Origin of the sequence: Citrobacter braakii, from assembly GCF_009648935.1 — a bacterium.
GTDB lineage: Bacteria > Pseudomonadota > Gammaproteobacteria > Enterobacterales > Enterobacteriaceae > Citrobacter > Citrobacter braakii.
In genome coordinates this window covers 3,778,186-3,796,059 of the sequence record NZ_CP045771.1, presented here as the reverse complement: position 1 = coordinate 3,796,059, position 17,874 = coordinate 3,778,186, and the positions used below count along the sequence as shown (strand labels likewise).

Here is a 17,874-nt window from a genome sequence, read left to right as displayed (position 1 = left end):
GACGGGTTCTTTTTGAATCAGGCAAGGCGCATGATCCAGGCATCTGACTTACGATCGTAGTGCTCGCGAAATAGAACTGAATGTTCTCCGTTAAGAAGAGCCGGGACGCTGGTGTCGGCATCCCAGGCATCAAGTTGCATGCATAAATCCGGATCGGATTTACACGGAATGGTTAACGTTCGGTCCCCTGGCGATTCGCCATGTAACTCGGCGTCGTCGATTTCAAAAGCGCCAATGCGCACACTGGTTTTCATCATCGTGCTCTCCGTTTATTTGCTGGTTGTGGTACGACCAGTTAGGTCGTCCATTTTTCAGCGTAGTCAACGTTAGCAAAAGCGCCAGTAAAAACGTGCGTTATCCTGTAAAGAGTTTGCCATCCCGGACAAGATCGCGCGGGTAGCTATTCTTTAATCGCGATCCAATACGTTTCGCCAGGCCAATCGGCTGATGCTGGAACATAACCAGCACATCGTCTGTGGTCGGTGCGGTCTGCGGGTAGACATCCCGTCCGCGGTACCACTCTTCGGCTTCGGCAAGGGTCAGTTCAAACGCATGGCTGTGATTTGTGCTGGCGAGAGCAATGACGGCTTCATGCTGCCAGCGGTACCCTTTATTGTGCGTTTCAGCGAGTTTGATGCCGAGTCGGGAAAAGCGGACTTTGCCGATCAGGGGTTCAATCTCGGTTGGGAACAGCCAAATCTCTTTATCACGCTGCCACAGGCGCAGAGTGTCTTCCCACTGCAATCCACAGGCGTTAGCGGCCTGAGTGACAAGCGCGGATTCACGTCCTTTAAGCGGGCTGAACGGGAAGTTACCGACTTTGTATTTTGGCGTCGGTAGTGCAGGGATCGCGGCAGTTTTGCGCAGACGCGCGACGAAAAAACCTTCACAATCGTAGATCTGCGGGAACACATGCAGGAATCCTTCCGGGGTCAGGGCGCGTTCAGCCTGCGGGAATAAATCGCCCAGTGGTAAAAACTCGACGGCGTCCGGGTAGGTCTCAATCAGCCACTGCATAATGTCTTCATTTTCGTCACGGTTCAGCGTGCAGGTCGAGTAAACCAACGTGCCGCCGGGACGCAAGGCATGAAAGGCGCTGTCGAGAAGTTCGCGCTGGGTTGCGGCAATTTCCAGATTACTTTCTGGCGACCAGTTTTTTAGCGCATCGGGATCTTTACGCACCACGCCTTCACCGGAACACGGGGCGTCCAGCAAAATGGCATCGAAGGCTTCTGGCAACGCTGCGCCAAATACCCGCCCGTCAAAATGGGTTAGCGCGACATTGGCTATCCCGCATCGGCTGATATTGGCATGCAGGACTTTGACGCGACTGGCGGAAAACTCATTCGCCAGAATCGCACCCTGATTTTTCATTTTTGCGGCAATTTGCGTGGTTTTGGAGCCGGGGGCTGCCGCGACATCCATCACGCGATCCGGGGTATTGCCATCGGCAAACAGCGCGGCTACCGGCAGCATTGAGCTGGCTTCCTGAATATAAAACAGGCCGCTTAAATGTTCCGCGGTACTGCCGAGCGGTACTGACTTTTCAACATCGCGTTCGATCCAGAAACCTTCAGCGCACCAGGGTATCGGAGTGAGCGACCAGTTGTAAGGTGCTGTCAGAGTGAGGAAGTCGGCAACGGAGATTTTCAGCGTATTGACGCGGATGCTGCGACGCAGCGGACGCTGGCAGGCAGCGAGAAAATCATCAAATGAGAGCGTGGAAGGCATTGCTTCACGCATTTGGTTTAGAAAGGCGTCGGGAAAATAAGCCACTTGGTACCACCGGCAAAAAAACAGGTGCGCAGTGTAGCATAAGTGCTCCGGCGCGAGTATGTACGCCGGAGCAAGGGGAGAGATTAACGTGGCAGGGCGGTTCCCCATTCACGCCACTCTTTTGGTTCGCTTTCGAGCAGCAGGAAGTGTTTACCTGCCTGCGCTTTCGGGGCCAGCGGCGTACCCGGTGGCGTAGCGAAGGCGATTCCGCCGCGAATGAACTGATTGAAGGTACCGGTCTTCACGACGCCGCCGGTCAAACCAAAGTCGAGATTGTATCCGGATGCCAGCCAGAACACGGAGTTGTTCCGCACCAGATGCTGATAGCGCTGGCTAATGCGCATCGCCACCATCACGCGGTCAGAAAGCGAGCCCAGCGTCAGCCCGGTGACGGTCCCCACTTCAATGCCTCTGAACAGGACCGGCGTACCGATATTCAGCGAACCTGCTTCCGGCGCTTCTACCACAATACTTAGACCATCGAGGTAACGAGAGTCGGTAATGGTGGCTTCCTGCAGTTCAAAATCACGGCGCGGGTTACCGCGTCCTGGTTCAACGTTAATATACGGCTGTAAGATCGTATCCAGATGCTCGACGCCTGCCGCTGAGATTTGCGGTGTGATCACGGAGAAGCGGGTACCGCTACGGGCAAAAGTCTGCACGTATTCCGGATACAGAACCGCTTTTGCCTGAACTTCGTTACGGGCGGTGATCAGCTCAAGCGTCTGGATCTGGCCGATATCGATCCCCAGGTAGCGAATTGGCATGCCGGCCGCGAGTTTACCGGCATCGAACGCGTGCAGGGTTATCTGGCCACCCACCGCACGTGCAGCGGTTTCGGAAGCATACAGAATACGCTTGTCGCCTTTGCGTTGGCTGGCGCTGGCGCCGCTTAGGTTATCGAAGCTAATCGCCCCTTTGAGCGCTCGCGACAGGGGAGATGCCTGTACGGTCAATCCGCTACCGTTAAGCTGAACCTTTGCCCCGCCTTCGGCCCAGAATACGCTGTTGCTGGTCAGCAGGTTGCGATATTCCGGTTTGATATGCAGATCGATATCAAACGCATCGGCGCGTGGGCGAACGCTAATCACTTCACCGACCTCGAATTTGCGGTATAACACCACCGAACCGGCCTGCACATCAGGCAGCGTTTCGGCGCTCAGGCTGAGCGTGGTAGTTGGTAGATCGCTCAGGCTGTTTTCAATCGCTTTTTCCAGGTTGGCATACAACGGGTAGCTTTTTTTCATTTCACCCTTGGTACCGGGCAAAATACGAATGCCGCCGCTGAGCCATTCGCTGGCGCTGGCGCCAAGGAATTCCACGCCATCAAGCCCGACCTTGACGTCAACGCGGCTGTTGACCACAAACTTACTGTCACCTTGCACCAGGGCGCGATGCTGTGGTTCGATGGCAACGGTAAATGAAACACCTTTGCCAGAGAGCGTGCGATCAATCACCTGACCGACCTGTACGCCGTGAAGAATCAGTGGCTGACCGGCATCAATACCGTAACTCTCCGGCGCGGTCAGCGTAAGCGTCATGACGCCCGGATCGTGTAACAACGACTTCTCAGCAGGAATAACCGCAAACTGGTTACGCGGCTCGCCTTCGCCAGGTACCAGCTCGAAAGTTTTGCCCGTCAGTAGCGAACTGATATTGGCATCGTTTAACGATAATTTAGGGCTGTGTAATTCAATCCGCGTATTGTCGCGCAGCAGCGTTACTACGCTGGGATCGACCGTCATTTCGCCGGTCACTTTACCGCCCGGATTTAAATCCAGTTTGGTCAGTTGCCCGACTTCTAATCCTTGATACATCAGCGACGTTGAGCCGGCCTTGAGTCCATCGCCGCTGGGTAAATCAAGCTTGACGATCACTCCCCGCTGGCTGTGCGCGAGATCCTGATACAAACCAAACGTGTCATCGGCCACCGCGGGTTTAGAGTCTTCGGGCGAATCAAAAGCAATGGCGCCATTGACCAGCGCCGCCAGACTCTCCAGCTTGATTTTCGCTCCGCTGAGGCTGACATCCGCATTCACACCGGACACGTTCCAGAAACGGCTGCCTTTTTTCACCAGGTTGGTAAAGCGACGTTCGATCAGCACGTCGATGGTTACGCCCTGATGATTTGGGTTGATGGTGTAGTCATACACCCGGCCCACCGGAATCTTGCGGAAATAAACCAGCGAACCGCTATTGAGCGACCCGAGGTCGGGGGCGCGCAGATGCAGCATCAAATCGCCATTATCCAGACGATACTTGGGCTGCGTATCGAGGGCGACGAAATGATCTTCCGGCTCGCCGGTTCCGGGCATCATGCCGATATAGTTGCCGCCAACCAACGCATCCAGACCAGAAACCCCCGCCAGCGACGCTTTCGGCGTGACCAACCAGAACTGGGTATCTTTGCGCAGAGCATCTTTCATGGTCGATTTGATGCTGACGCGCACTTCAATTTTGCGTAGATCTTCGCTGAGGTTGATATCCTGCACGGTGCCCACTTCAACGCCCTGATAACGAACGGGAGTACGGCCCGGCACAATGCCGTCAGCAGACATAAAGTCAATGGTTACGGTATTGCCGCGATCTTCATAGCTTCCCCAGATAAGCCATCCTGCAATCATCAGCGCGATGAAAGGCAGCAGCCAGAACGGAGAGATACGGCGTTTAGTTTTAATCTGCGCTTCAGTCTGCGAAGCGGGCGTTTCCTGACTCATGTGCATCCCAAAGTAAGCGGCTGTCCAGCCATTCCACAGCAAGAATAGTCAATATTACCGCTGCGCCGAAATAAAACGCAGCTGGCCCCATAGTAAAAGCAAGTATCTGATCGCGATTAATCAGCGACATGGTTAAAGCGATAACAAAGAGATCCAGCATCGACCAGCGACCAATCCAGGTCACCATACGCAGCAGTTTGATGCGGGTACGCAATCCTTGCTCACATCTAAAATGGATGCTGATGAGCAACGTAAACATCACAATCACTTTGGTGAATGGCACCAGAATACTGGCGATAAAAACAATCGCCGCCACGCCGACGTTGCTGTTCGCCAGGGACATTATGCCTGACAGGATCGTGTCTTCCTGGCGGCCACCATTGACATAAATTACCGAGATAGGCAGCAGATTAGCAGGCAAAAGCAGGACGATCGAGGCCAGCAGAGCAGCCCAACATTTTTGGATACTTTGATTCCTGCGCCAGCGTAACGGGATATGACAGCGAGGGCAGCGACCTCGGGCGTCCGGATAACCTGTAAAGTGGCAACCGAGGCAGACGCGAAGTTTTTCATCGGGCCGACGGGCTGGTCTTTGCGGATAGAAACGGTCCCAAAGCTGCTCAACGTTAAGGTGCGACAGCGTCAAAACACTGAGGATCACCAGCGCAATAAAAGCAAACAGACCTACACCGGGTTGCAAAAAAGCATAGTCCTGAACTTTGATTGATGCGACGCCAATGCCCACCAGGTAGATATCAAGCATCACCCACTCTTTGAGCCTTTCCAGCATCAGCAGCACTGGGCGCAGGTTCATCCCAAGAATATTGCCAAACCACAGATAAGCGATTGAGGTCACGAGAATGATGGGCGCACCGGCAACGCAAAAGAGTACGAAGGATGCGGTGAGTGGGTCGCCTTGTCGGGTCATTTGCCAGATGCCTTGCAGCACATTGGCGTCAATGCGCACACCTAATAAATAGATGTGCAGGAGCGGTTCTCCCCAGGCAAAGGGCATCAGCAGCAGCATGGTGAAAGCCATAGCCGCCAGTCGTGTTAATGACCAGTCGCGTCCGTCACGAATTTTTGCCTGACAGCGTGGGCAAAATGCACTTTGATGCGAACGCATTTTAGGCAAGCTAAAGATCAGGTCACATTCAGGGCAACGATGGTAATGCGCACGAGGGAGTGCATCACCAATGGACCTGATGGCTATTTTTTTAGTCGGCGTGATGCGTGGTGTCGTTAAGGCCATGTATCGCGAATCAAATTGTTGAAGTAATGTTATCTTAACTCATGACGGGAATGATCTTGAGCATTAACGCATTTAATGTTTATTTTAGTAGGCTGCAGCTTTAAGCAAGACAACTAAGTGATTACATAATGAACAAAACAGAGCTATACACGGATCTGAACCGTGACTTTCAGGCATTAATGGCAGGTGAAACCAGTTTTCTGGCAACGCTGGCAAATACCAGCGCGTTGTTGTACGAACGTCTTGCAGAAGTAAACTGGGCCGGTTTTTATCTGCTCGAAAACGATACGCTGGTGCTGGGACCTTTCCAGGGAAAAATCGCCTGCGTGCGGATCCCGGTAGGACGCGGGGTGTGTGGGACCGCAGTAGCGCAGAACCAGGTTCAGCGCATTGAGGACGTTCATGCTTTTGACGGACACATCGCATGTGATGCCGCCAGCAACGCTGAAATCGTCCTGCCAATCACCGTCGAAAATCAGATAATCGGCGTGCTGGATATCGATAGCACGGCGTTTGGCCGCTTTACTGACGAGGATGAACAGGGGCTGCGAACGCTGGTGGCACAGCTTGAAACCGTGCTTGCAACGACGGATTACAAAAAATTCTTTGCGCGCGTCGCAGGATAATCAACGGATAACGTAGCAATTACTGATGACGTCATTATAATGTCGCCTGTTCATGCCTGCGCTTGTTGGCTACGTCCGTTGTAATCAGGAAATTTCATGGAAAATCAACCTAAGTTGAATAGCAGTAAAGAAGTCATCGCGTTTCTGGCCGAACGCTTCCCGCAGTGTTTTAGTGCGGAAGGCGAAGCGCGCCCACTGAAAATTGGCATTTTTCAGGATCTGGTAGAGCGTGTTGAGGGCGAAATGAACCTCAGCAAGACGCAGCTCCGCTCTGCCTTACGTCTCTATACTTCAAGCTGGCGCTATCTGTATGGCGTTAAATTGGGCGCAACGCGTGTTGATCTCGACGGCAACCCTTGTGGTGAGCTGGATGAGCAGCACGTTGAACATGCTCGCAAACAGCTGGAAGAAGCTAAAGCCCGCGTTCAGGCGCAACGTGCAGAGCAACAGGCGAAAAAACGCGAAGCAGCCGCTGCTGCCGGTGAAAAAGAAGACGCACCGCGTCGCGAGCGTAAGCCGCGTCCTGCACCGCGTCGTAAAGAAGGCGCTGAGCGTAAACCTCGCGCTGAGAAACCAGCAGCAAAAGCACCGCGTGCTCCTCGTGAAGAACAGCATACCCCGGTATCTGATATTTCAGTACTGACGGTAGGGCAGTCTCTGAAGGTGAAAGCAGGTAATAATGCGATGGATGCCACCGTATTAGAAATCACCAAAGATGGCGTCCGTGTACAGCTGAATTCGGGTATGTCTTTGATTGTACGCGCAGAACACCTGGTGTTCTGAAACGGAGGCCAGGCCTGGCATGAACACTTTTTTTAGGCTTACTGCGTTAGCTGGTCTGCTTGCATTAGCAGGCCAGGCACTTGCTGTGGAAGATATCACGCGTGCCGATCAAATCCCCGTTTTAAAGGAAGAAACCCAGCATGCGACGGTAAGTGAACGTGTGACATCGCGTTTTACGCGTTCGCACTATCGCCAGTTCGATCTGGATCAGGCGTTTTCGGCAAAAATTTTTGACCGCTATTTGAATCTGCTCGACTACAGCCACAACGTGCTGTTGGCGAGCGATATCGAACAGTATGCAAAAAAGAAAACGGTCCTTGGCGATGAACTGCGTACCGGCAAGCTGGATGTCTTTTACGATCTCTATAATCTGGCGCAAAAACGCCGATTTGAACGTTATCAGTACGCGTTAAGCGTACTGGCACGTCCAATGGATTTCACCGGTACCGACACCTTTAACCTCGACCGGAGCAAAGCGCCATGGCCGAAGAGCGAAGCAGAGCTTAACGCGCTGTGGGACGGCAAGGTTAAATTTGACGAACTCAGCCTGAAGCTGACCGGCAAAACCGATGCGGAAATTCGTGAAACGCTGACGCGTCGCTACAAGTTTGCGATTCGCCGTCTGGCGCAGACCAACAGCGAAGATGTGTTCTCTCTGGCGATGACGGCTTTCGCCCGTGAGATCGACCCGCATACTAACTATCTCTCTCCACGCAATACCGAACAGTTCAATACTGAAATGAGCCTGTCTCTGGAAGGTATTGGCGCGGTTTTGCAAATGGATGATGACTACACCGTCATTAACTCCATGGTGGCGGGCGGCCCGGCAGCCAAGAGCAAAGCAATAAGCGTTGGTGACCGTATTGTCGGCGTGGGTCAGACCGGTAAGGGAATGGTCGACGTGATTGGCTGGCGTCTGGATGACGTTGTTGCGCTGATCAAAGGACCCAAAGGCAGCAAAGTTCGCCTTGAAATCCTGCCTGCCGGTAAAGGAACCAAGACGCGCACCGTCACGTTAACGCGTGAACGTATTCGTCTCGAAGACCGCGCCGTGAAAATGTCCGTGAAAACCGTTGGCAAAGAAAAAGTCGGCGTACTGGATATCCCTGGCTTCTATGTTGGCCTGACGGATGATGTCAAAGTTCAGTTGCAGAAGCTGGAAAAACAGAACGTCAGCAGCATCATTATCGATCTGCGCACTAACGGCGGCGGCGCGCTGACCGAAGCCGTTTCGCTCTCCGGTCTGTTCATTCCTTCCGGCCCGGTGGTTCAGGTTCGTGACAATAACGGTAAAGTGCGTGAAGACAGCGATACCGACGGCGTTGTGTACTACAAAGGCCCGCTGGTAGTGTTAGTCGATCGCTTCAGTGCTTCGGCATCAGAGATTTTTGCTGCGGCAATGCAGGATTATGGTCGTGCGCTGATCGTTGGTGAACCGACTTTCGGGAAAGGCACTGTACAGCAGTATCGCTCTCTGAACCGTATTTATGATCAGATGCTGCGTCCGGAATGGCCGGCGCTGGGTTCTGTTCAGTATACGATCCAGAAATTCTACCGTGTAAACGGTGGCAGTACACAGCGTAAGGGCGTTACGCCGGACATCATCATGCCGACAGGTAATGAAGAAACGGAAACCGGTGAGAAGTTTGAAGATAACGCGCTGCCATGGGATAGCATTGATGCTGCGACTTACACCAAATCAGAGAATCTGACGCCGTTTGGACCTGAATTGTTAAAAGAGCACAATGCACGTATTGCCAACGATCCTGAGTTCCAGTACATCATGAAGGATATTGCGCGTTTCAATGCGATGAAGGATAAACGCAACATCGCTTCTCTCAATTACGCTCAGCGTGAGAAAGAGAATAACGAAGATGACGCAATGCGTCTGGCGCGTATCAACGATCGGTTTAAGCGAGAAGGTAAGCCGCCGCTGAAAAAACTGGACGATTTACCGAAGGATTACCAGGAGCCAGATCCCTACCTGGATGAAACGGTAAAAATTGCGCTTGACCTGGCGCATCTTGAAAAAGAAAAGCCAGCGGAACAGCCCGCAACCAGTAAATAACCTCCAACAGGCGCAAGAAATTGTGCCTGTTTTTTTAACAAACGCATGAAGACGTCAGTGTGATACGATAAAATGTAAAGTTGTGTCTTTCTGGTGACTTAGCACCTATGGATGCTTGAAAATAGCCATAAGACCCATACGATATGGGTAATCGCATAGTGCGTTTTGTTAAATTGAGGTTAAAAGAAAATTATGATGCGAATCGCGCTCTTCCTGCTGACGAACCTGGCTGTGATGGTCGTTTTCGGGCTGGTATTGAGCCTGACAGGGATTCAGTCAAGCAGCGTTCAAGGCTTGTTGATCATGGCACTGCTGTTTGGTTTTGGTGGTTCCTTCATTTCGCTGCTGATGTCCAAATGGATGGCGTTAAAATCCGTTGGTGGGGAAGTGATCGAACAGCCTCGCAATGAAAGAGAACGCTGGCTGATGAATACGGTAGCGAATCAGGCTCGCCAGGCTGGGATCGCTATGCCGCAGGTTGCAATCTACCATGCGCCAGATATTAACGCGTTTGCTACCGGTGCGCGCCGGGATGCTTCGCTGGTGGCTGTGAGTACAGGCCTGTTGCAAAACATGAGCCCGGACGAAGCCGAAGCCGTTATCGCGCATGAAATCAGCCACATTGCTAATGGCGATATGGTTACCATGACGCTCATTCAGGGTGTGGTGAACACCTTCGTTATCTTTATCTCACGTATTCTGGCGCAAATTGCCGCTGGCTTTATGGGCGGAAACCGCGATGAGGGTGAGGGCAGTAACGGCAACCCATTGATCTACTTCGCAGTGGCGACGGTGCTGGAACTGGTGTTTGGTATTCTGGCGAGCATTATTACCATGTGGTTCTCACGTCATCGTGAATTCCATGCGGATGCCGGTTCAGCAAAACTGGTGGGGCGTGAGAAAATGATCGCCGCGCTGCAGCGTCTGAAAACCAGCTATGAGCCGCAGGAAGCGACCAGCATGATGGCGTTCTGCATCAACGGTAAATCCAAGTCGTTGAGTGAGCTGTTTATGACTCACCCGCCGTTGGATAAACGTATTGAAGCGCTGCGCAGCGGAGAGTATTTGAAGTAAGTTAATGACTGTCACGGGGCACCCGTTGCTCCGTGACTCATAAAACATAATGGCTATTTAAAGCTATCGATTAAAGCCTCACCCAGCATATTCTGTCCCAGTTCTGCTTTATCTCTCATTTCGCCATTTTTCTCTGCCGGGGACGAAAATATTCCTTGCCGCTTTATCTCTGGTAAAAACATTGGAGCCCCGCTGGCTGGCAAAAAGAACAGTGCCGGGCATTTGATGAAACCCAGTGGTAGACGGGCTATCATTGACAGCCCGTCTGGTAGGAAAAAACTAAATCAGAACTGGTAGTTTAATGATACCCAATAGTTACGGCCCGGGTTTACGTATCCGGTAGTGGATTGTGCAGTCTGGTAGTAATCTCCTGCGTAGGTGCTATTACGGCCCACCTGGTAAAGCTTAACCTCGCTAAAGTCTTTATCCAGCACGTTATTGACCGCCGTATTCAGCGTCAGATCTTTGGTCAGCTTATAAGACATCCCCATGTCGAGAACGGTCCAGGCTTTTAAATCAGCGCCTTTATCGTCATAGACGGCCTTTTGTACTGCGCTGAGGTTGTTGTAATTTTCGGTAAAGCGTGGGGCTTTACCGCGATAACGTGCGCTCAGCCAGGCATTCATATCTTCCGTTGCCTGCCAGTTCAGGCGAGCGTTAGCCATATGTTTTGGCGTGTAGCTTAACGGCGCGCCTTTATTGTCACCATCTTTTTGCTTGCTCTGGGTGTAGGTGTAGTTGAGGGATAAAGTCAGCACATCCGACCACAGAGGGAAGGTGCTGGCAAATTCAACGCCATCGGTCCTTGCCTTGCCGCTGTTGGTATAGCTGTTGGTATTATCATCGATAGAATACGAGACAATTTTATTTTTGTATTCGGTATAGAAGCCGGTAATGTTGGCGTTCAGCCCGGTGTCGTTCTCGTAATACAGCCCGGTTTCGTAGCTGATACTTTCCTCAGGTTTTAGGTCCGGATTACCGACCGTATTCACGGTTCCTTGCGCGGTTACGCCGCTGATCCCGTTATGTAACTGGCTCAGTGATGGCGCTTTATAACCTGTCGTCACGCCGCCTTTAAGCGTCCATTCGTCGGATACGTCCCAAACCATATACGCGCGTGGGCTGAGATGACCGCCAAAGACATCGTTATGCTCGTAGCGTGTCCCTGCGGTTAAGGCCAACGAGTCGAGAATATGCCATTCATCTTCTACATAGGCTGCCCACGTTTTTTGATGGAACGTTTCGCCGGTATTGGCCAGCACCACACCGTCTTTCATGCGCGCATCCCAATATTCCCCGCCGAGGGTTAAGAGGTGCGAATCACCTAATGGCGTCAGCAGTACTGAGTCCAGAATGACGTTGGTGTTCTTCAGTTCACGTGCGTCACCGGCCCGGCCTGCGTTCTCTGGCGTGAGTGCGGAGGAGACCAGTTGTCGTCCTTTGTTCTCAGTTTCATTCCAGCCGAGGGAGGATTTCCAGGTGCCGAACGTTAAGGCGGTATCGTGGCCGAGGGTGACTTTGTTACGCTCATAGCGCAGCGTTTTATCGTAACCCCCCGTCAGGTTACCCAACTGACCGTCATCGTTATCATAGCGCTGTCTGGCGGAGTCGAGATCTAACCACAGCGTATTGCTTTCATTCGTTTTCCAGTCGAGTCGCGTGCCGATGTTATAGTTTTCTGACTCGGTAGGATAAGGTACGCGGGTGGAGGAGGTATCGCTCAGGGAGGTAACGCTGGAACCCTGACGTTGGGTGGTGCTACCCCGAACCTGCATATCCAGTACGCCAGCGATTAACGGGCCGCTTGACCAGAAGTTGGCGACCGTGCTGTTACCCCATTTATTACTCTCTTGCAGGTTAACGCCGGTATTGATGGAGGTGCTCCATTTATCGGTGCTTTTTTTGGTAATGATATTCACCACGCCACCGATTGCGTCGGAGCCGTAAAGCGTCGACATCGGGCCGCGGATCACCTCAATATGATCGATTGCCGCCAGTGGAGGCATAAAGCTGGTATTCATAGCTGAGAAGCCGTTTGGCGTCACATCGCTGCTGCCGTTTTGACGAATACCGTCAATCAGGAGCAGGGTATAACTGGCGGGCATGCCACGAATGCTGATCTCCAGGCCACCGGTTTTACCGGTGCTGCTTTCAACATCCACCCCTTCAACAGAACGCAGGGCTTCGCCTAAATCATTATATTTATTGGTTTGTAACTCTTGCTGTGAAATAACGGAGACGCTGGCGGCAGCGTTGGTGATTTTCTTTTCGTAACCGGAAGCGGTTACCACCATAACATCTTCAGCGAAGGCCAGGGGACTGGAAAATCCTAAACAGGACAGAACAACAGAAGCAACAGGTTTTAAGCGCATAGTCAAACTTCCTTTGTTAAAAATTCAAAGGAAGTAAGATAATTGATGGGAATGATAATAAAAATAATTATCATTATATGTTTACATAACTTATCACTTCTGGTGTTTTTCTTGAATAAATATACATAAATTGTCATTAGTTTTAGCTAAGTAAATAGCGGAAATGACCAATAATTAGTATTTGTAATCATTAGGTTGTAATTAATTTGCCATTAATTGAATGGCTAACATTTAATCTATTTTCTGCGATTCAGAAGGTACTCAATTAGGAGTATCAGAAAAAAGTATGATAATTTTAGAAAATCGTCATACTTTTCTGCGCCGCATCATTTTTTTCGTCATTTCAGTCCGCCATAATCCCTTCCCCAGGAGACCGTTTAACGGCAATGAATCGTTGAGCGGCATAAAAATAACGCAAATCTGGATAACATAATGATTAAAGGCAAGCTGGCACTGCTTACGTGCGCATTGACTCTCGCAATAACCTCACCACTTCTCGCCGCGCAAAATGTGAGCGAGGGTCAGACGTTGAAGCTGGCAATTGGACCTGAGCCAACGGAAGGGTTTGACCCGATGCTGGGCTGGAGTCATGGCAGCTATTTGCTTTTGCATGCACCATTATTAAAACAAAATGCAGATATGAGCTGGGGTAACCTGCTAACGGAAAAAGTTGAAACCAGCGCTGACGGCAAAACCTGGACGTTGACGTTAAAACCCGACCTTAAATTCTCCGATGGTTCCCCGCTAACCGCTGAAGATGTGGTGTTCACCTATAATAAAGCCGCAAAGAGCGGCGGCAAAATCGACATGGGTAACTTTACTCATGCCAGCCTGAAAGATAACCGCACGGTAGAAATCACGCTGCGCAGCCCACAGAGCACCTTTGTGAACGTGCTGGGCTCTTTGGGTATTGTTCCCGAAAAACGGTATGACGAAAAAACATTCGCCAAAAATCCGATTGGCGCGGGCCCTTATCGGTTGGTGAGTTTTCAGCCGGGGCAGCAGCTGATCGTGGAGGCGAACCCTTGGTATGCCGGTAAGAAAAATGATTTCAGTAAGCTGGTGTTTGTCTTCCTTGATGAAGATAACGCTTATGCCGCAGCGCGTAGTGGTCAACTGGGACTCGTGCGTATTGCGCCTTCGATGGCGGTCGCCCCTCAACAGCAGAATTTGAAGCTTTGGGTACGCGACAGCGTGGAAAACCGTGGCATTGTGTTCCCGATGGTTCCAGCGGGTAAAAAAGACGCCAATGGTTATCCGGTCGGCAACGATATCACGGCTGATATCGCCATCAGACGCGCCATCAACTACGCCATCGATCGTAAACAACTTGCCGATCAGGTCATGGAAGGTCATGCGATTCCGGCGTATAGCGCGGTTCAGGGCCTGCCATGGCAGGGACAGTCAGTTGCGTTCAAAGATGGCGACAGCGAAAAAGCACGGATGATTCTGGAAGAAGCCGGCTGGAAGGTGGGGAAAGACGGCGTACGTGTGAAAGACGGTAAAGAGGCTCGCCTGACTCTGTGGTACGCCAGCGGTGACAGTACGCGCCGGGATTTAGCCGAGGCCGTACGTGCGATGCTGGAGCCCGTGGGTATTCAGGTCTCGCTGCAATCCGGAAGCTGGGAAACCGTTGAGCGGCATATGCATTCGAATCCGACGCTGTTTGGCTGGGGAAGCCTGGATCCGATGGAGCTTTTCCATCACTACAGCAATCAGGCCGCGGGCGTGGAATACTACAATCCAGGCTATTACAGCAATCCCGTCGTTGAACAACATCTTAAACAGGCCATTGATGCTCCGGACTGGCAAAAAGCGTTGCCTTTCTGGCAACAGGTGGAGTGGGATGGCAAGCAAGGGGCTGGGGTGCAGGGCGATGCCGCCTGGGCATGGCTGCTGAACATTCAGCACACTTATCTGGCAAATCCGTGTATTGACTTAGGCAAAGGCGCGCCGGAGATCCACGGTAGCTGGTCACTGCTCAATAATCTGGATGAATGGACCTGGACCTGCCGTTGATGAAGTCTGTTGTAGGCCATTTTCTACGGCTGATTGTGTTATTAGTGCTGGTTGCGGCTGGCACTTTTATGCTGCTCAGCTTTTCTCCTGTCGATCCGATTCGCGCCTATATCGGCAACGATCTCCTGCACGTGCCGCCGGAACAATATGCGCGTATCGCTGCTCGCTGGGGATTAGACCAGCCGTTATGGGAGCGTTTTGGTCACTGGTTTATACGTGTATTGCAGGGCGATCTCGGCTACTCAATGTTGTTTAATGCACCGGTTGCCAGTGTAATCAAGGAGCGCTTTGCAACTTCGTTTGCCTTGCTTGGCGGCGCGTGGCTGCTCTCCGGCATACTGGGAACGGCAATGGGATTTGTCGCGGGTCGTTATCTGAATCTCTGGCCGGATAAAGCAATCTGTCGACTCAGCTATCTGCTTTCGTCGTTGCCGACATTCTGGATTGGCATGCTGCTGCTGGCGTTATTTGCCGTGCGCTGGCCGGTATTTCCGGTCTGCTGCGCGTGGGAGCCGGGCAACAGTGGCGATATGGCCACGCTGGCTGAGCGTCTGCGCCATTTAGTGCTGCCCGTTTGCGCGCTAAGTTTATTGGGACTTGGCCAAATTACACTTCATACACGGGAAAGTATCGCCAGCGTGATGAAAAGCGATTTTGTCCGTTTTGCGCGTTCTCAGGGAGATAAAGGCTGGTCGCTGTTGCGTCATCAGGTTCTGCGCCACGCTATCACGCCCGCGCTGTGCCTGCAGTTCGCCTCGTTGGGAGAACTGCTGGGCGGCGCATTGCTGGCGGAAAAAGTTTTTGCTTATCCGGGACTGGGACAGGCCACTATTGATGCCGGATTACGCGGCGATCTGCCGTTACTGATGGGGATTGTGTTGTTCAGTACCGTACTGGTGTTCATTGGCAACTCGTTGTCTACCTGGCTTGTCCATGTGTTGAACCGTGCTCTGGAGCGACCTGATGCTCTATAATCCGACGCCGACGCTGATTCGTCTTCTGCTCTCTTTTAGCTGCCTGCTATGCATTGCGGTGTATGGCGCAGCGACGCTGGATAACCCATTGAGCGTTAATCTGCTTGCCCGTCATTTACCGCCTGATGCGCTGTATTGGTTTGGCACCGATAACCTCGGTCGCGATCTGTGGATTCGTTGCTTTCAGGGCGCGTTAACCAGTCTGCAAATTGGTATTGGCGCGGCGTTGTGCAGCGGCTTCATCGCATTACTGATGGCAGCGGTTTCACGTATACATCCGCGTCTGGATGTACTAATGCGTCTGATTACCGATGCCATGCTGTCAATGCCGCATCTGCTGTTGCTCATATTGATCTGTTTCACGCTGGGCGGCGGAAAAAATGGGGTGATTATGGCAGTTGCGTTGACCCACTGGCCGCGTCTGGCGTTAATCCTGCGTGCCGAAGCGCAGCGCGTGGCCCACAGTGACTATCTGACGTTAACCTGGCGTCTGGGACACGGACATTTTTACTGCTGGCGGCATCACTATCTCCCGGCATTGTTACCCCAGTGGTTAACGGGAACCTTGCTGATGTTTCCCCACGCGGTGTTGCACAGCGCGGCGTTGAGCTTCCTCGGTTTTGGGCTGGCGCCGCATGAACCATCGCTGGGCCTGTTGCTGGCTGATGCGCTGAGGTTTATCAGTCATGGCGACTGGTGGTTAGTGCTGTTTCCTGGGCTGATGCTATTCAGTCTGGTTATGTTATTCGATCAGTTCGCAAGGGCAGTGCATCGTTTATGGTTACGAGGTGACGCATGTTGAGTTTAAGACAGGTCTCGCTGGACGTGGCGCGTTATCGCTGGTACGGCGCGAGAAACTGGTCTTCGCTGTTGCAGGATATCTCTTTCGACGTAGCGCCTGGTCAGATGGTGGCGTTAGTTGGGGGAAGTGGGGAAGGTAAAAGCCTGTTGCTGCAATGTCTGCTTGATTTCTTACCGGACAATTTGCGTTTCAACGGCTCCATCACCCTGGAGGGGAAAACGCTGGACAGTGATGATATTCGCAAATGTCGTGGCAATACTTTCAGCTATGTCCCGCAAGGTGTTCAGGCGCTTAACCCGCTGCTCTCGATTGAAAAACATCTGCGCAGGGCAAGTCAGCTCTCCGGCCAGGCCTGGAATGCCGGAAAAATTGAACGATTGCTCCAGCGTAGCCAACTGGAAAGTCGCGTATTAGATGCCTTCCCACGCCAGCTTTCAGGGGGGATGGCGAAACGTGTTCTGGCCTGTCACGCGTCGCTGAGTCAGGCTCGCTATATTCTGGCGGATGAAATTACCGCCTGGCTTGATGCACCGCTGGCTAATCAACTGCTTGAACAGCTACGTGAGCAATGTGAGCAAGGGGCTGGCGTTTTATGGGTAACGCACGACCTCACGCTTGCCGCTCGCCACGCGGACCGCATTGTCGCGCTGCACCAGGGAAGGGTGTCGGATAACGTCAGCCGGGAACAGCTGTTACGCGGAGAGATCAGCGAGCATCTGCAACGCCAATGGCGGGCCCTGCCTGAAAGAAATCAACTTTTTGGAGAGCGCGATGCTGTGCTGTCGTGAAGTGACGATTTGTCAGGGAGGAAAGGTGCTTTGGCAAAATCTGAACTTCTCTCTGCGCCCCGGAGAACGCATTGGGGTTTGTGCACCCAGCGGAACCGGCAAAACAACGTTGGGGCGCGTACTGGCGGGCTGGCAAAAACCGACCTCGGGTGACATTCTGGTTGATGACCAACCGCTGCCAATGCACCAGTATTGCCCGGTGCAACTGGTGCCACAGCATCCGGAATTAACCTTTAATCCGCGGCGCAGCACCGGCGATGCGGTTCATGATGCCTGGCGACCTGATGCTGAACTGCTTACCCGTCTTCACATCAACCCTGAGTGGTTAACCCGCCGTCCCGGACAGCTTTCTGGCGGTGAACTGGCGCGAATTGCTTTACTTCGCGCGCTGGATCCGCGGACACGTTTTCTTATTGCCGATGAAATTACCGCCCAGCTCGATCCTTCCATTCAAAAAGATATCTGGGTATTGCTGCTTGAAGAGTGCCAGCGTCGGCCATTAGGTATGCTCATTATCAGCCATCAGCAGGCTCTGCTTGAGCAGATCTGCTCCAGAAAAATCATTGAAGCGTGAGGCAATAACGTGCAGTAATGTCTATTGATTAAACTGTTACGTTATATTA

14 protein-coding genes are annotated in these 17,874 nt (G+C 52.3%); 9 read left to right on the top strand and 5 right to left on the bottom strand.

The genetic code is table 11. The features are described from left to right. Positions 1–17 precede the first annotated feature (17 nt). From GFC06_RS17790 to yebS, 4 genes are all read right to left on the bottom strand, one after another. Positions 18–254, bottom strand: a complete 237-nt coding sequence (locus tag GFC06_RS17790) for a YebV family protein (protein ID WP_029139506.1) — start codon at positions 252–254, stop codon at positions 18–20. A 100-nt stretch (positions 255–354) separates the two neighbouring features. Further along, entirely contained in the window at positions 355–1,776 is a 1,422-nt protein-coding gene (gene rsmF, locus GFC06_RS17785) for a 16S rRNA (cytosine(1407)-C(5))-methyltransferase RsmF (protein ID WP_228522528.1), read from the bottom strand. An 83-nt stretch (positions 1,777–1,859) separates the two neighbouring features. Then, entirely contained in the window at positions 1,860–4,493 is a 2,634-nt protein-coding gene (locus GFC06_RS17780; RefSeq protein ID WP_019076590.1) for a PqiB family protein, read from the bottom strand. Beyond that, complete coding sequence (gene yebS / locus GFC06_RS17775; protein WP_016152782.1) at positions 4,462–5,745, bottom strand: membrane integrity lipid transport subunit YebS; 1,284 nt, start codon at positions 5,743–5,745, stop codon at positions 4,462–4,464. Before yebS ends, GFC06_RS17780 begins: the two co-directional genes overlap by 32 nt. Before the next feature lie 128 nt (positions 5,746–5,873). Here yebS and GFC06_RS17770 point away from each other — a divergent pair, with 128 nt between their 5' ends. From GFC06_RS17770 to htpX, 4 genes are all read left to right on the top strand, one after another. After that, a complete protein-coding gene (locus GFC06_RS17770) occupies positions 5,874–6,371 on the top strand; it encodes a GAF domain-containing protein (RefSeq protein WP_016152783.1) in 498 nt (165 codons plus the stop codon). 96 nt (positions 6,372–6,467) lie between these two features. Next, positions 6,468–7,154 carry an RNA chaperone ProQ gene (gene proQ, locus GFC06_RS17765; protein WP_003833781.1) on the top strand — a complete coding sequence of 229 codons (687 nt, stop codon included), beginning with the start codon at positions 6,468–6,470 and terminating at the stop codon, positions 7,152–7,154. A 19-nt stretch (positions 7,155–7,173) separates the two neighbouring features. Then, positions 7,174–9,222, top strand: a complete 2,049-nt coding sequence (prc, locus tag GFC06_RS17760; RefSeq protein WP_029139508.1) for a carboxy terminal-processing peptidase — start codon at positions 7,174–7,176, stop codon at positions 9,220–9,222. Between the two features lie 192 nt (positions 9,223–9,414). Continuing rightward, positions 9,415–10,296: a protease HtpX gene (gene htpX, locus GFC06_RS17755; RefSeq protein ID WP_003034964.1), complete on the top strand. Its 882-nt coding sequence runs from the start codon at positions 9,415–9,417 to the stop codon at positions 10,294–10,296. 284 nt (positions 10,297–10,580) lie between these two features. On the opposite strand, the gene GFC06_RS17750 is transcribed toward htpX, so the two are convergent. Then, complete coding sequence (locus tag GFC06_RS17750) at positions 10,581–12,668, bottom strand: TonB-dependent receptor (RefSeq protein WP_153690451.1); 2,088 nt, start codon at positions 12,666–12,668, stop codon at positions 10,581–10,583. A 432-nt stretch (positions 12,669–13,100) separates the two neighbouring features. On the opposite strand from GFC06_RS17750, the gene GFC06_RS17745 reads away from it, so the two are divergent. From GFC06_RS17745 to GFC06_RS17725, 5 genes are read left to right on the top strand one after another with little or no spacing between them, the layout of a single operon-like run. Then, positions 13,101–14,687 carry an ABC transporter substrate-binding protein gene (locus GFC06_RS17745; protein ID WP_153690450.1) on the top strand — a complete coding sequence of 529 codons (1,587 nt, stop codon included), beginning with the start codon at positions 13,101–13,103 and terminating at the stop codon, positions 14,685–14,687. Next, positions 14,687–15,661 (top strand): ABC transporter permease, encoded by a 975-nt coding sequence (locus GFC06_RS17740; protein WP_153690449.1) that lies wholly within the window; start codon positions 14,687–14,689, stop codon positions 15,659–15,661. Before GFC06_RS17745 ends, GFC06_RS17740 begins: the two co-directional genes overlap by 1 nt. Next, entirely contained in the window at positions 15,651–16,463 is an 813-nt protein-coding gene (locus tag GFC06_RS17735) for an ABC transporter permease (protein WP_103283907.1), read from the top strand. The genes GFC06_RS17740 and GFC06_RS17735 overlap by 11 nt, the downstream gene beginning before the upstream one ends. After that, positions 16,457–17,251: an ATP-binding cassette domain-containing protein gene (locus tag GFC06_RS17730; protein WP_153690448.1), complete on the top strand. Its 795-nt coding sequence runs from the start codon at positions 16,457–16,459 to the stop codon at positions 17,249–17,251. Before GFC06_RS17735 ends, GFC06_RS17730 begins: the two co-directional genes overlap by 7 nt. Continuing rightward, positions 17,235–17,825, top strand: a complete 591-nt coding sequence (locus GFC06_RS17725; protein WP_047498953.1) for an ATP-binding cassette domain-containing protein — start codon at positions 17,235–17,237, stop codon at positions 17,823–17,825. The genes GFC06_RS17730 and GFC06_RS17725 overlap by 17 nt, the downstream gene beginning before the upstream one ends. Positions 17,826–17,874 lie beyond the last annotated feature (49 nt).